The sequence below is a fragment of the Saliterribacillus persicus genome, assembly GCF_003337485.1.
GTDB lineage: Bacteria > Bacillota > Bacilli > Bacillales > Amphibacillaceae > Saliterribacillus > Saliterribacillus persicus.
This window is the reverse complement of the sequence record NZ_QPJJ01000001.1, coordinates 63,057-77,192: the sequence shown is the minus strand read 5'-3', so window position 1 is coordinate 77,192 and position 14,136 is coordinate 63,057. Positions and strand designations below refer to the sequence as shown.

The following is a 14,136-nucleotide window of genomic DNA, read 5'->3' as shown; positions in this document are numbered from 1 at the left end:
AAAATTAACATAATAAACAGAGGAGAATAGAGAAATGAAAAAAATGGGAATGTGGATTGGCTTACTTGCAGCTTTGATTATATTTATAGCTGCTAATATTTTTTATAATAAAATCGATGAATTAACAGGAAGTGATACGATGAGCAATAAAAAAACAATGATTGAAATGTCAGGTGAATTTGGAGATTATAATGCAGAAGAAAGTATTGACGACCCTGCACATGATCCTTCTATTTTCAAGGCGGATGATACGTATTATGTTGTATCTACTGGCATTGCCAGAGAAACAGATAATCCTGGTGGAATTTACATAAGAAAATCAGAGGAATCGATTGGTGGACCTTGGGAAGCAATAGGAGAAATACCTGTTCCAGAATGGGCTAAAAAATACCAAGTTGGTCATTTATGGGCACCACATGTTGTGGAAAAAGATGGTGTTTTTTATATGTATTATGCAGTTTCTGTCTTCGGAACGAATAATTCGGCGATTGGTGTTTCAAAAACTGAGACACCAGGAGATTTAAATAGTTGGGAAGACTTAGGTACTGTAGTAACTTCTGGACCAGGTGTTAGCTATAATGCTATTGATCCAATGGTATTTGAAGCAGATGGTACCTGGTGGATGGTGTTTGGTTCACACTTTGGTGGAATTGTTTTGCAAGAATTGGACAATATGACAGAATTAACGGGTGAAGTTTATACGATTGCTTCTCGACAATCTACAACAGCTCATAATGCTATTGAGGGTCCAACAATATTTGAACGTGATGGTTATTTTTATTTGATAACTTCTTGGGATCAATGTTGTAATGGTGTAGATAGTACGTATAAAGTAGCAGTAGGTAGAGCTGAATCCGTTACTGGTCCCTACGTTGATCCAGATGGAGAAGAGCTTCTAAATGGTGGCGGAGAAGTTATTTTAGAGACATATGAAAATCAAATCGGTCCAGGAGGACAGGATATATTAGAAGAAGATGGTACGTACTATATGGTATATCATTATTATGATGGAGATGCTGATGGCGTGATCCGTATGCAAATAAGAGAAATAAATTTTAATAATGATTGGCCAAGCTTTAAATAAGATAAAAGCGTTTGCTCTTAATCGGAGCAAACGCTATTTTTTCGAATATTAAGCGATTGTGCAGGAAAATTAATCTCAGAAATAGCAGAGAAAAGCTAAAGAAGTTAAGATAAGGTATAATAGATAAAAGAATTCATGTTCATTTTTAAAATATTATAGGAAGTCTAAGATTCAACGCAATATAGTTTAAGTAAAACTAAGGTTTTCTAAAAAGAAGGGGGTAGTTAGCATGCCACATGCATTAGTATTACAATCAGATTTTGGATATGAAGATGGAGCGGTAAGCGCTATGAAAGGTGTGGCGCATTCTGTAAGTAGACTCTTGCCCATTTATGACAACACACATGAAATCCCGGTATTTGATATTTGGGCAGGTTCTTATCGTCTGTGGCAAACGGTCATGTACTGGCCAGCAGAAACTATTTTTGTATCAGTAGTTGATCCAGGCGTAGGGTCAGAAAGAAGAAGCATCGTAGCAAAAACTAAAGATAACCAATACATTGTAACACCGGATAATGGCACACTAACTCATTTATCACAAAAAGTGGGGATTGTTTCGGTGAGAGAAATTGATGAAACAAAACATCGTTTACCTAATTCAGGTATTTCTCATACTTTTCATGGAAGAGATATTTATGCTTATACCGGAGCAAAGCTTGCTTCAAGCATCATGCTCTTTGAGGATGTTGGACCTGAGGTGAATTTAGAGGATGTGGAGCTGTTACCATTTCAAGAAGCCACTCTATCAGAAGAAGAAATTACAGGAATGATTGATATTTTAGATATCCGCTTCGGCAACTTGTGGACCAATATCAGCTATGAGCTTTTTATGAAATTAAATATTCAATACATGGACAAATTAGTCGTTAAAATTTTTCACGGTTCTCGTTTAATTTATGAGAATAATGTTAGTTATGGGAAGTCATTTGGCGCAATACATGTGGGGGAACCTGTGCTTTATATAAATTCCTTGCACAACTTAGCTATTGCCATAAATCAAGGCTCCTTTGCTAAAGCCTATGATATAGGTACAGGAACAAATTGGAAGATACAAATTGGTAAATTAGCCTCTCCTGAGTAAGCTTAAAAGGGCAATACAAGAAATTATAAAGAAATAATGAATATTAGGGATTCGAGTGGCAAAGGAGTTTACTTGATGGTTTTAAGACATCTGATAGAATTGCAACGTTTATTTAAACGATTTGTATTAATTGCTAATTTTCTACCAGTTTTTGTTGGTTTTATATTAGCAATAGCTTATTATAATGTCTCCTTTTATACTGTGAGGCAGGATTTTTTGCTTGTTACAGTCGGGAGTATTTTATTGATCGCAGGAGCTTTAGCTTTAAACAATTGGTTGGAAGCTGACGTAGATAAATTAATGGAAAGAACGAAGAAACGTCCGACTGTGACTGGAACTTTTTCTTTAAGAACAGTCCTGTTAATTGGAATTATTTTCAGCGCAATAGGTCAAGGATTGTTATTCTTAATTAATTTGGAAGTAGCACTATATGGTTTTACCGGCTGGTTTATGTATGTTGTTATTTATACGATGATGACTAAAAGGCGATTTACCTGGAACACTCATATTGGCAGTATTTCTGGAGCAGTGACACCATTAATGGGATGGGCTGTGATTGATTCAGCTATAGCTCCCATCCCGATTTCCCTATTTTTAATCATGTTTTTATGGCAAATGCCGCATACATACGCTATTGCAATTCGTAAATTTGATGATTATAACCGGGCTGGTCTAAAAATGCTACCAGTGGTAAAAGGATTCCAAACTACGATTTGCAGAACGGTAATGTACATGTTAGCATTATTTTTTGTGCCGTTACTCATTGATGAAATAAGTATGCCTTTGTTTATTATAATGACAATAATAAATTTGGCTTGGTTAATGATAGGACTTGCTGGCTTTCGAATGCAAGACACAGTCAAATGGGCAACAATTTTATTTGTTTCCTCCCTAATTTATCTGATGCTGACTTTCCTATTATATGTGATATTCATATAAAAAAGCATGAGAGCAATGCTGCTCCCATGCTTTTTTGCAATTAATCGTCTAAATCGTCCATCGAAATGGAAAGTATTTCACCCGTGTATGCATCAATTTCAATGTCTACTTCATTCGTATCTGTATCCATTTCAATTTCATATAGCATCCTACCATCATCTTCATCAAGCTCTATATCAGTGATCGTGCCATCAGCTTCTTTTAAAGCAATCTCTTTTGCTTTTTCTTTTGATATGAGTGTATTTATGTCGATAGTTTTACCTTGATCATCAGTATCATCACGCTTCTCGGTCGAAGGTTTATTTGCTTCGTTTGTTTCACTCGAGCTTGTAGGTTTTTCTGTTGTTTTAGAGTTCTTTTCTTTTACAGTATTGGTGTGTGGCTTTTCTTCTAATTTTAAAATCTCACCAGATTCAGCATCTAGTTTTAATTCATACTCATGCGTTTCTCCATGTATTTCAATTTCATAAACTTTACGGTTGTTTTCTTCATCTAATTCTATCTCCACTACATCTCCAGCAAATTGTTCTTGTGCTTTAGTTTTCGCTTCTTTTTCTGATAAATATGCACTGGCAGAATTACTACTTAGTTGAAATATTGCTAAAATACCACCTATTAATAAGATAATACCCATAATGGTAATGAATTTTTTGTTCTTCATAGTATCTTCACTCCTCTTTGTTATTTGTTACTTTAACTATAACCAATAATTCTGAGGAGACCCTGTGAGAATTATGAGAAAATGATGAGAAAGTGATAAGTTTTCTCTTAGTTATTGGAATATGATTTATTTAAATGAATAGTGAAAATGGATCCTTTTGCTGGCTCACTAGAAACAGTTATGTTTCCGCCGTGTGCTTTGATCATTGCTTGGCCAATTGCTAAGCCGAGTCCAGAGCCGCCAGTTTCACGACTTCTTGCCTTATCAATTCGGTAGAAGCGTTCAAAGATATTTGATTGTTGTTCTTTACTTATTCCCTCACCAAAGTCTTCAATGGAGATCATTAATTCTTCTTCTGATTCATGAATACGGACAATTATTTCACTATCACTGTATTTACATGCATTATCCACTAAAATATATAGGCTCTGATGAATCTTTTCTTTATCTGCACTTACGACTGCATTATCATGTTCATGGAAAATTATATTTCTATTATAAGCAACAGCTAAAGAGCGAACAACATCACGTGCAATGGTATTTAAATCCACTGTTTCATAGTTGAGTGCGCTTTTTCCATCATTTCGGGCAAGAATAAATAATTGTTCTGTTAAGTACTTCATTCGTTTTGCTTCATATGAGATTGCATCTGAAGCTTCATCAATAACCTCAGGTTTTTTATGTCCCCAACGCTCCAATAATTCTGCATAACTCGTAATGACAGATATGGGTGTTTTTAGTTCATGAGAAGCGTCCGAAACGAATTGCTGTTGTTTAATGATACTTTCATTCAACCTTTCTATCATGTCATTATAAGAGGTTTCTAGATGATATAATTCATCCCGAGCTTTTCCTTTTTTATCTAGTTTCAGAAATTGCCCATTTATTGGATTCTCTGCCATTTGGGTTGTTAAATTTTTGATAGGGCGCAAAAAATAATTAGACAATAAATAGCCAATAAAAATAGCTGGTAAAATCATCACAAGGGAAGCGATGAGTAAAACAATGGCTAACGTTTGCATGATCGATTGGTATGCTTCTAACTCTTCGGTTACTTGAAGAGTAACTATTTCGCCATTTTCAAAAATCAATGGTTGTGATATTTGTACAAACTTTGAGCCATTATTCTTTTCATGAATCTGTTGTAGTCCCTCATTTTGAAAAGAGAATGGGAGGTTATAATATTCTGCTTTTTCAGCGACCCCGAAGAGAACTTTCTCATCTTCCGTAATGATTCGTATCATGCCGTTTGTAGGCATAAAAGAGCGTAGCAATTGTTTGTAATCTGCACCAGCTTCTTCGTTTTGTGCGATAGCCTGCATCACACGCTCGGTGTTAGAAACAGCTCTTTCCATCTCAGTATCTAACACATTTTTTTCAAATAAAAAGTAAATTCCCGTATTGACGAAGATAATTACCACAACGAGAACGATACTAAGAAATAATTGTATTTTTGTGCGAAGTTTCATAGTTTTTCATCCTTAATGGAATAGCCTACTCCTCTAACTGTTTGGATAGTAACTTTATCAAAAGGTTTGTCTATCTTATTTCTAAGATATCGAATATAAACATCGACTACATTCGTATCACCTGCATAGTCAAATCCCCATACTTTCTCTAACAGTTGATTTCGTGTTAACACTTGGTTTTTGTTTTTGAGTAAATAGACAAGTAAATCAAATTCTCTGGGTGTTAATTCAATAGGTACCTGACTACGTTTAATGTCTCGTGATCCAATGTCTATTGTTAAGTCATCATAAACAAGATGGTAAGTTGGTTTAAATTGATTGCTTCTTAAATGTACTCTTATTCTCGCTAGCACTTCTTCAATTTGAAAGGGTTTCGTAATATAATCATTTGCCCCTAAGTCTAACCCAGAAACTTTGTCATGAATTTCATCTCTTGCTGTTAAAAGAAGTATTGGCATATTCACATTATGTCGACGGACTCGCCTTAAAATTTCTAAACCACTTAAACCTGGTAACATAATATCAAGTAAGACAAGATCCCATTCTTCATTTAAAAGTACATCTATTGCATCTGTACCCGAGTGAACCACGGAAGTTTGATATCCTTCGTAACTTAACTCTAATTCGAGCACACGAGCTAATTTTGGTTCATCTTCTATAATTAATATATGTGACATAATAATCCTCTCCTATTCCTGATACCGTAACATAGCATATTTAAAGCTATATAATAAAAGTGAGCCATTTTATTACTTTCAACGGAACCTATAACGAACTATGTTTTTGTGCAAACACGACGGCTTTTAACCAATACTTTCGGTGATTTTGAGAATAATCAATTATTTTTTCCTCACAAAAGACAGTATTTTTAGGTAACGAATGTTTTCAAAAAGATATGTATCAAAAGTTAAATTTTATATTCATAGTTAAAAAAGGCTGAAGGCTTTCCATTATAAGTTAATGGGTTTGGTAATTTATCACTTCATCTATAATAATATCTTACCTTTTTGTTGAAAGTCGAATCCTACTTTATAATATTGTTTAAAATAATAAAATATCATATGCAAAACCTTGATAACATAGCTAATAAAAAATATTCCTATTAAATAGATAGGAATTCTGCATTTTCAAAATATTCACATTTTTTCTGTTGACAGTGAAAATAATACGGTGTAGAGTATAAGACAGACAATTACATACATATAACTTATCAAGAGAGGTGGAGGGACTTGGCCCTTTGAAGCCTCAGCAACAGATAATAATTTAATTATTATACTGTGCTAATTCCAGAAGCATGTGCTTGAAGATAAGAAGAGCTAAATGATAGTAATCCTCTTCTTATATAAGGAGAGGATTTTTTACTTTTAAGGAAATAAAATATTTATAGGCAGAAAGGTTTTATTGCTTTTAATAATAGTTATTCATAATAAGATTAAGGGATAGATAGTTGATGTGTAAAGTAATTACGAATTTTTCTGGATAAGGAACCATATGTTTGGATTGTCTGCTAGATAAACTATACAGAAAAAGGATGAAATAAAATGACACTTACTAACCAAGCACCATTTCATGCAGATCACGTAGGAAGCTTACTTCGACCAGATAGACTGCACGAAGCTAGAAAGAATTATAAAGCAGGCACGATTAAACAAGAAGAATTAAGACAAATAGAGACCGAAGAAATTACTCGAATTGTCGATAAGCAGGTCGAAGTTGGATTAAAGCTCGTGACAGATGGTGAATTTCGTCGTTCTTGGTGGCACCTAGATTTCATGGAGCACTTTAACGGCTATGAAGGATATGTGCCAGAAGAAGGTTATCATTTTGCAGATATGGAAACAGAACGATATAATGTCCGCAATACAGGAAAAATATCTTTTAATCAAGATCATCCTTTTATACAGGATTTTAAAGAATTCAAACAAATCGTTGGGGATCGTGCTGTAGCTAAACAGACTATTCCAAGTCCAAACCAATTCTTTCACGCTGATCTCAGAAATCGTGAGGTGTATCCAGACATTGAAGAATTTGCACAGGATATTATAAATGCTTATAAGGAAGCGGTTATTGCTTTTTATGATGCTGGATGTCGTTATCTGCAATTTGATGACGTATATATTGCAGCTTTATCTTCTCCGGACTTAAACTTTGATGGAGATGTCTACGATCGTGATCAATATATTGATCTAGCATTAAGAGTTGTAAATGGTGTGTTAGAGGATAAGCCAGAGGATTTAGTCGTTACAACTCACTTATGTCGAGGTAATTATCGTTCTACTTGGGCTTTTAAAGGAAGCTATGAATTAATTGCACCAACACTTTTCGCAAAAGAAAAGGTGAATGGATTTTTCTTAGAATACGATGATGAACGTTCTGGCGATTTTAAACCTTTACAAGAAATTCCACGAGGAGGAGCAACGGTTGTTATAGGAGCAGTTACCTCCAAAAGTGGGGAATTAGAAGATAAAGATGCAATTATTACTAGAATAAAAGAAGCTTCTAATTTTGTTCCATTAGATCAGCTAGCTTTGAGTCCACAGTGTGGTTTTGCTTCTACCCACCATGGAAATGTTCTAACCGAGAATGAACAATGGAATAAACTCAAATTTATCGTAGATGTGGCAAATGAAATTTGGGGTGAATAATTAATAAAAAGATGGTCTCTTCTGAAGTGGAGAGATCATTTTTAAATAGTTTGGATAATTACTCCACCATCAAAGTTAAAATACGCCTTAAATTAAAACAAAAGATGACCATTAAGTTATAAATATATAGGTAGATGTTATTAATAGAATTACAATGCATCTTGAAGAGATTACATAATAAAAAAAACGACCACAATTTAGGATGTGGTCGTTTTTTGAATCTTAATGTGTTATTTTGTAGTATTAAAATTCTGCTTTTAAGCGATTAGTTTGATCTACGGTTTCTTCCATAATGGCAGCTAACGCTTGATTGCTTGAAGTTAATGTAGTGACAGTTGCACTCATTTCCTCTAAGCTAGCCGATGCTTCTTCAATGATGGCAGCAAGGTCATTCGTGGATGCTTCTACTCCATTGGATTGTTCTTGTACTTTTTCTGCAAGAACTGTGAAGCTTCTTAATCCTTGATTTAAAGTCTCTGTAGTTTTCGTTAATTGGTCAAAATAACCTGTTACTTCATCCGAAGCTTGCATTCCTGCTACGAAGTTTTCCATACTCTTGTCCATTTGCTTTACTGCTTGTTCATTAGAAGTATTTAAGGAAGCCAAGTTTTCTGTGATTTTTTCAGTTGTTTCACCGGTTACATCTGCTAGTTTACGAATTTCTTCTGCAACAACAGCAAATCCTTTTCCAGCTTCACCAGCACGAGCCGCTTCAATAGAAGCATTTAATGCTAACAAGTTAGTCTGTTCTGTGATTTCTTTAATTGTATCAGCAAAACGATTGGTTTCTGATATTTTTTCGGTTAACTCAGCAAACGTTCTACTTAGGTCTCCAATAACCTTTTCTAAAGCCTGGTTATTTTCGTTTAACGTGTTCATCTTTTCTTTGCCGGTTTCAGTCATGTCACTAGCACGGTTCGATTCTTCATACAAGGTAAGAGAAGTTTGTTGTACTTCATCTACATTTTGTTTGGTTTCCATTGTACTAGAAGAAATTTCAGAAATTTGCTCTGCTTGTGTTTGACTGCCTTGTGAAATTTCCTGAATGGTTTCGGAAAGCTCATTTTGCGTATTGACGTTTTCTTGAAGTTGTTCATTTACTTCTGATATTTTTTCGATGATCGTAGTAACTGAGGTTTCAATTTGTACTCTTTGTTTTTCTTTTCTAGCTTGATTCTCTTCTGTCTCAACTAAGTATTTTGCCAATTCATCCATTCTTCTAGAAGAGCTTTGGATAATAAAGAAGAAAACAACTCCAGTTAAAATCGTGGTAAAAAGAGAATACTGAAACAATTGTCCCATGATTTCATTGGATTTATCCATCATCCAATAGTTATAAAAAATAACGAGTATACCAAGACTCAGTCCGGTGAAAAAAACTTTATTATTTAACTGTATAGCTGCGAATAGACTTAGAAAGATTACGATTAAGAAAACTGGTGCGCTGCTTCCTTGAGTAAATATGTATAAGGCATTCGACAAATAGAATATTGCTACAAGTATATAAGGTATTACTTTTGGCATTTTTAAAAGCTTATGAAACACAAAAAATAAGATGAAAGCTAAAATTAATTCGATTCCGTAAAATGTTACTGTTGTATATTGTTGCACGGCAAGTGACAGTAATAAGCCCGTAAGTAATGTGATTGCCATGATAATAAGCATCAGCATGTTCTTCTTTAGCATATCTTTGTACTTCATTTCCTCTACTAAGTGCATAAAATGGTCCCTCTTTCCTATAGTTAGTTATATTTTTCTACTTTTAAGTATAATACTATAGGAAGAAAGGTTCAATATATTTATTGTGACAAATTTCGAACATATTCGACATTTTAACGTGGAAGGTAGCTAGCATAGGCTTTTCGTAGGGTGCTAAGCTCTTCTAACTTTAATAGATTTGTTTCTTTATCTTGATTACCGACTGCTAAAATCAATTGTTCAATTAAATAAGTAGGAGCAATCATCGAATGAAATTCACTTCTCTCGCCTCGACTTGCAAAAAGAGTGATACTTGCTTCATTTGTGAAGTCAGCTACTAATTGATCACTTATAAGCAGACTATGGTAATGTTTTTTTCGTTGATGGAGTAATATTACTTTTGCTTCTGATAATAATCTTCCGAAGCTAAATAAAATCACTAAGTCCTTTTCTTTTATATGAGCTAAGTCTTCAAACAACTCTGTCCCAAGCTTCTCGATAAAATGGATGTCTATCCCGTAGCGGTTTAATCGATAAGCAAGGAGTCTACCTAAGCCTTCGGATGGTCCTGGTGCTAGTATGAAAATACGATTAGCTGTTGCAATTTTAGTAGCAGCCTTTTTAAAGGTATGTGCATTGATATGTGCCATCGTTTGATGTAGCTGATCTAAGATTTTCTCTAATTTAACGAATGTAATGCTTTCACTTTCATTATTTTGAAGCTCATGTTTAATTTTACTCGCGGGGGATGCTTCAATATACTCTCTCATGGTTATTTTAAAATCTTTCAAGTTACTATAGCCAACCACCTTCCAAAAGCGTGAGACAGTGGCAATGCTTACCTCTACTGCTTCTGCAATCTCTTTTTCACTAGATAGTAAAACCTGTTGGGTATGTTTGTGGATATAATTTGCTATTTTTATTTGACTTGCTGTCATATCATTTGTTTCCCATTCGAAATTCAGCATGAATCCGTTCCTCCTTAATCGATAATCTTCACTCAATATATCAAAAAATTTACGCCTATTTTTTAATATGAAAGAAAATTTACATCATGATAATAAAAGTTAACAAATTTACATCCTTTTAACGCTTCTCATAAATCTCTTTAATAATAGAAATTTACAATGAAGACAAGCTAATAAAAGGAGGAACTTATTAATGGTGAAAATTAGAGAACGGTATAAATTAACGCAAGCACAAAAAATGATGGTTTTTATTCTGTCAATGTCTTTATACGGACTATCGAATATGATTACCGAATTAATACCAGAGGCAAGACTAGGACCACTTGAATTTTCGGTTGAATATTTTGCATTTATACCATTGACACTTTGTATTTTATTTCATCCGCTTTATGCTGCTATTGGCGCATCTCTTGGTGAGATCATCTTCGGAGAACTCATGCTTGGACAATTCGGAGGGTTTGGAGAATTAGAGAAGTTTATTGCTTTCTCCTTAGCTATGTATGTTGCTGGAACGTTTGTCCGCGATCCAAAGAATAAACGTCAAGTTGGAATTGCTGCCATGCTCGGTGTAATTATTCATCAAGCGATTAGTTCTATGGTAGATATTTTAAAGGTATGGGTAGGTGTAGAAGAATTAGAAGCTGTTCCTGGTTTAGCTGAGAGTGTTGTGGTAATTGAAGGCTTTGCCTTTTTAAATGACGTATTATTTTCAGGTATCCTTTTTGCTTTATTACCAACTATGTATTTAGTTCCGAGACTATACGGGAAAATTGAACCATTACTTGGTATGAAGCCTCGTAATACAAAAGATCGTTATCATTTAGGAGAAATAATTGGTCCGCGTCTCGTGGTATTAGGAATATTCCTGGCAGGCTTTGCCTTTCTTTTCGAATTTTTATCTGAATCAGGATTTAATGTGGAATGGGAAGCAGAGGTTGGGGATATCTTCATTTGGATAAGTATGGGAGTTGCATTTTGCATTGCGCTTATCACCGTTATTTTCATGAATAAGAGAAAGCAAACTTTAAAAGAAGAGAAGCGGATTTCATGAAACACCAAATTGAAATAAACAACGTCACGTTTCAGTATCCAGGAGCAGAAAATAATGTTCTAGATAATGCTTCTTTAACTATTGATGAAGGAGAATTTGTAGCAATTATAGGAGGGAATGGTAGTGGGAAATCCACCTTGTGCAAATTAATTAATGGACTCATTCCTCATTATTATGTTGGAGATTTTGAAGGTGAAGTAACAGTTAACGGAATAAATACTTTAGAAAGTAAAGTCGCTTCCTTATCTGAGCATGTTGGTTATGTTTATCAGGATTTTGAAAACCAATTAGTCAGTCCAAAAGTAATAGAAGATGCTTGTTTTGCACCGCTTCATTATGGTTATACGGATTACCTTGATCGTGCTACAGAAGCATTAAAAAAAGTAGGATTATATGATGTGAAGGATGCTTTTATTTGGCAATTAAGTGGCGGCCAAAAGCATTTGCTGGCACTAGCTAGTATTCTTTCATTAAGTCCATCCATTATCATTATGGATGAACCAATCGCTCAGCTTGATCCAACACATGCAAAAGACATTTATAAAATATTAAAGGAGCTTCATGCTGAAGGTACAACCATTATTGTGATTGAGCATCATACTGAATTTATCGCTAGTTTTGCGGATCAGGTTGTACTGATGGATAAGGGTTCTGTTGTTTGGAAAAAGAAGGTGAAGGAGGCCTTCTTAGATGTCGAATTATTGATGAAACACCAGATTTATCCGCCACAAGTAACACAAGCGGCCTTCTATCTTAAAAAATCAGAGATAAACTTAGCGGGTCAGCAGCCGTCTCAGCAGAAGAAAGAATTTTTACCAATCACTTTAACAGAATCGCAGTATTTTTTTCAAAAACATCAACTAGATAGTACAAACTTAGATTTTCCTATACGTAAAAAGGAAAGAGAGAAAGTAGTGCAATTTAGTGATGTCTCCTTTGGTTATAAGACACTTACGAGAGAGAAAATGCAAATTTTAGATGGAATAGACCTAACCATATATAAAGGAGATCATATTGCTCTTGTAGGTAACAACGGAGCAGGGAAATCTACACTCATGCGTCTAGTCACTGGATTAATTAAACCAGACTCAGGCTCGATTATTGTAAATGGAAAGAATATTTCAAAAACACCGCCAGAACATTTGGCTGAAAAAGTAACGTACATTTATCAAAATCCAGAGCAAATGTTTATTGATGATTCGGTCGAAAAGGATGTGTCCTTTTACATGAAATCCCGAAAAGTTCCTGGTTATAAAAATATAGTAAATCAAATTCTTAAGCAATTTGATTTAGTTGATTTACAGGAAAGGGATAGTCGTTTGTTAAGTGGAGGCCAGCAAAGACGTGCATCACTTGCAATTGGAATGGGAATGGATCCGGAGCTTATGCTTTTAGATGAGCCAACTGCAAATTTAGATATAGGTACTAGAAAACACATTACTTCGTTACTTGGAAACTTAAAGGATCAATTAGATGCCGTAATGATTGCAACCCATGACATGCAGCTTGCTTGTTCGTTCGCCAATCGGATTATTGTCATGCATGAAGGAGCCATTATTCATGATGGGGATCGGGATTCTGTTTTCCAAAATCAAGCTTTACTTACTCGGGCAGGACTAGAATCGCCTCAAATATTAAACTTAGCACAAATGTTAGGCATGAAAGATATTTATACGGTCGATCAATTTGTGGATGCTTATTTGAAAAAGGAGGCAAAAGATGGAGTTTACGCGTAAATTTACCGATAAGTTATCCGTAGAACAAGTGAAAATAGAATTACTTAATACAGCTTATGGAAATGGCCATACCTTTTTAGCACAGCTTGACCCTCGCACACTCTTTATTTGGTACACATTTTTTGGGATTGTCCCTTGGTTTATTCATCAAGAATCAATTCTAATTGGAATGTTTATTTTTATGGTCATCACCACTATTACTGCAAAAGTTAGCCCATTAATTATTTTTATTTTGTGTCTTGGCCTGCTCGGTCAAGGTGGCTATATGTTAATCGTGGCCATGTTTTTTGGAGGTGATTGGTCCATTCTTTTGCCATTACTTGTCTTAACGTTAAAGCTTTCTGTGATCTCATTAGCGAGTATAAGTGTATTTTGCTCGATGACTCCAGAGAAATTAAGTAATGGTTTATTGAAAATTGGAGTCCCTGGACAAGTATCGTTTTCCATTGCTTACGGATATAGAATGCTTCCGACCTTAATAGAAGAGTATCATCATGTTTTCCAGTCTTTTAGATTAAGAGGTAAAGCTCCTAATAAGCATGGATTCCTATATATTCGCTCGATTATTTATTTCGGAAAAATAGCTGTATTATCCTTTTATCCGTTACTCCTAAGTACTTCTAAAAGGGCGAGAACAACCGTAGAAGCATTAGAAACAAAAGGGTCATTTTATGGATTTAATCATCCACAAGTAAAAAAATTAAAGTTAATAGATATGAAGTTTGGCCGGAAAGATATTTATTTTTTAATAGGATCTTGTTTTTATGTTATTTTGTTATTCACTATTTAATAGAGAGGGTTTTT

The 14,136-nt window shown here is 34.6% G+C and carries 12 protein-coding genes and 1 riboswitch; of the genes, 7 read left to right on the top strand and 5 right to left on the bottom strand.

Annotation, left to right across the window (positions count from 1 at the left end; translation table 11 throughout):
• The first annotated feature begins 34 nt into the window (after positions 1-34).
• From DFR57_RS00325 to cyoE, 3 genes are all read left to right on the top strand, one after another.
• On the top strand, positions 35-1,084 hold the full coding sequence (locus DFR57_RS00325) for an arabinan endo-1,5-alpha-L-arabinosidase (protein WP_114351143.1): 1,050 nt from the start codon (positions 35-37) through the stop codon (positions 1,082-1,084).
• 229 nt (positions 1,085-1,313) lie between these two features.
• The gene (locus tag DFR57_RS00320; RefSeq protein ID WP_114351142.1) at positions 1,314-2,165 is read left to right on the top strand and encodes an SAM hydrolase/SAM-dependent halogenase family protein; all 852 of its coding nucleotides are present in this window, start codon (positions 1,314-1,316) and stop codon (positions 2,163-2,165) included.
• 75 nt (positions 2,166-2,240) lie between these two features.
• The gene (gene cyoE / locus DFR57_RS00315; protein WP_114351141.1) at positions 2,241-3,104 is read left to right on the top strand and encodes a heme o synthase; all 864 of its coding nucleotides are present in this window, start codon (positions 2,241-2,243) and stop codon (positions 3,102-3,104) included.
• A 40-nt stretch (positions 3,105-3,144) separates the two neighbouring features.
• Here the strand turns inward: cyoE and DFR57_RS00310 are convergent, their stop codons facing one another.
• The 3 genes from DFR57_RS00310 to DFR57_RS00300 form a co-directional block, all read right to left on the bottom strand.
• Entirely contained in the window at positions 3,145-3,765 is a 621-nt protein-coding gene (locus DFR57_RS00310) for a PepSY domain-containing protein (protein WP_114351140.1), read from the bottom strand.
• A gap of 107 nt (positions 3,766-3,872) precedes the next feature.
• Complete coding sequence (locus DFR57_RS00305) at positions 3,873-5,234, bottom strand: HAMP domain-containing sensor histidine kinase (RefSeq protein ID WP_114351139.1); 1,362 nt, start codon at positions 5,232-5,234, stop codon at positions 3,873-3,875.
• Positions 5,231-5,917: a response regulator transcription factor gene (locus DFR57_RS00300; RefSeq protein ID WP_170132877.1), complete on the bottom strand. Its 687-nt coding sequence runs from the start codon at positions 5,915-5,917 to the stop codon at positions 5,231-5,233. Before DFR57_RS00300 ends, DFR57_RS00305 begins: the two co-directional genes overlap by 4 nt.
• A 521-nt stretch (positions 5,918-6,438) precedes the next feature.
• A riboswitch (SAM riboswitch) is annotated at positions 6,439-6,547 on the top strand.
• 228 nt (positions 6,548-6,775) lie between these two features.
• Between DFR57_RS00300 and DFR57_RS00295 the strand changes: the two genes are divergently transcribed.
• Positions 6,776-7,879, top strand: a complete 1,104-nt coding sequence (locus DFR57_RS00295; RefSeq protein WP_114351137.1) for a 5-methyltetrahydropteroyltriglutamate--homocysteine S-methyltransferase — start codon at positions 6,776-6,778, stop codon at positions 7,877-7,879.
• 243 nt (positions 7,880-8,122) lie between these two features.
• On the opposite strand, the gene DFR57_RS00290 is transcribed toward DFR57_RS00295, so the two are convergent.
• Positions 8,123-9,598, bottom strand: coding sequence for a methyl-accepting chemotaxis protein (locus DFR57_RS00290; protein WP_114351136.1), 1,476 nt, complete (start codon positions 9,596-9,598; stop codon positions 8,123-8,125).
• Between the two features lie 113 nt (positions 9,599-9,711).
• Positions 9,712-10,545 (bottom strand): MurR/RpiR family transcriptional regulator, encoded by an 834-nt coding sequence (locus DFR57_RS00285; protein ID WP_114351135.1) that lies wholly within the window; start codon positions 10,543-10,545, stop codon positions 9,712-9,714.
• A gap of 193 nt (positions 10,546-10,738) precedes the next feature.
• Between DFR57_RS00285 and DFR57_RS00280 the strand changes: the two genes are divergently transcribed.
• The 3 genes from DFR57_RS00280 to DFR57_RS00270 are packed head-to-tail and all read left to right on the top strand — an operon-like array spanning position 10,739 to position 14,122.
• Complete coding sequence (locus DFR57_RS00280; RefSeq protein WP_114351134.1) at positions 10,739-11,596, top strand: DUF8171 family membrane protein; 858 nt, start codon at positions 10,739-10,741, stop codon at positions 11,594-11,596.
• Positions 11,593-13,332, top strand: coding sequence for an ABC transporter ATP-binding protein (locus tag DFR57_RS00275; RefSeq protein WP_114351133.1), 1,740 nt, complete (start codon positions 11,593-11,595; stop codon positions 13,330-13,332). Before DFR57_RS00280 ends, DFR57_RS00275 begins: the two co-directional genes overlap by 4 nt.
• Positions 13,316-14,122, top strand: coding sequence for an energy-coupling factor transporter transmembrane component T family protein (locus DFR57_RS00270; RefSeq protein ID WP_114351132.1), 807 nt, complete (start codon positions 13,316-13,318; stop codon positions 14,120-14,122). Before DFR57_RS00275 ends, DFR57_RS00270 begins: the two co-directional genes overlap by 17 nt.
• Positions 14,123-14,136: the final 14 nt, after the last annotated feature.

Bases quoted from the DNA above. Each gene is read 5' to 3' on its own strand.
- DFR57_RS00325 (WP_114351143.1), top strand. From the start codon at position 35: ATGAAAAAAATGGGAATGTGGATTGGCTTACTTGCAGCTTTGATTATA.
- DFR57_RS00320 (WP_114351142.1), top strand. From the start codon at position 1,314: ATGCCACATGCATTAGTATTACAATCAGATTTTGGATATGAAGATGGA.
- cyoE (WP_114351141.1), top strand. From the start codon at position 2,241: ATGGTTTTAAGACATCTGATAGAATTGCAACGTTTATTTAAACGATTT.
- DFR57_RS00310 (WP_114351140.1), bottom strand. From the start codon at position 3,765: ATGAAGAACAAAAAATTCATTACCATTATGGGTATTATCTTATTAATA.
- DFR57_RS00305 (WP_114351139.1), bottom strand. From the start codon at position 5,234: ATGAAACTTCGCACAAAAATACAATTATTTCTTAGTATCGTTCTCGTT.
- DFR57_RS00295 (WP_114351137.1), top strand. From the start codon at position 6,776: ATGACACTTACTAACCAAGCACCATTTCATGCAGATCACGTAGGAAGC.
- DFR57_RS00290 (WP_114351136.1), bottom strand. From the start codon at position 9,598: ATGCACTTAGTAGAGGAAATGAAGTACAAAGATATGCTAAAGAAGAAC.
- DFR57_RS00285 (WP_114351135.1), bottom strand. From the start codon at position 10,545: ATGCTGAATTTCGAATGGGAAACAAATGATATGACAGCAAGTCAAATA.
- DFR57_RS00280 (WP_114351134.1), top strand. From the start codon at position 10,739: ATGGTGAAAATTAGAGAACGGTATAAATTAACGCAAGCACAAAAAATG.
- DFR57_RS00275 (WP_114351133.1), top strand. From the start codon at position 11,593: ATGAAACACCAAATTGAAATAAACAACGTCACGTTTCAGTATCCAGGA.
- DFR57_RS00270 (WP_114351132.1), top strand. From the start codon at position 13,316: ATGGAGTTTACGCGTAAATTTACCGATAAGTTATCCGTAGAACAAGTG.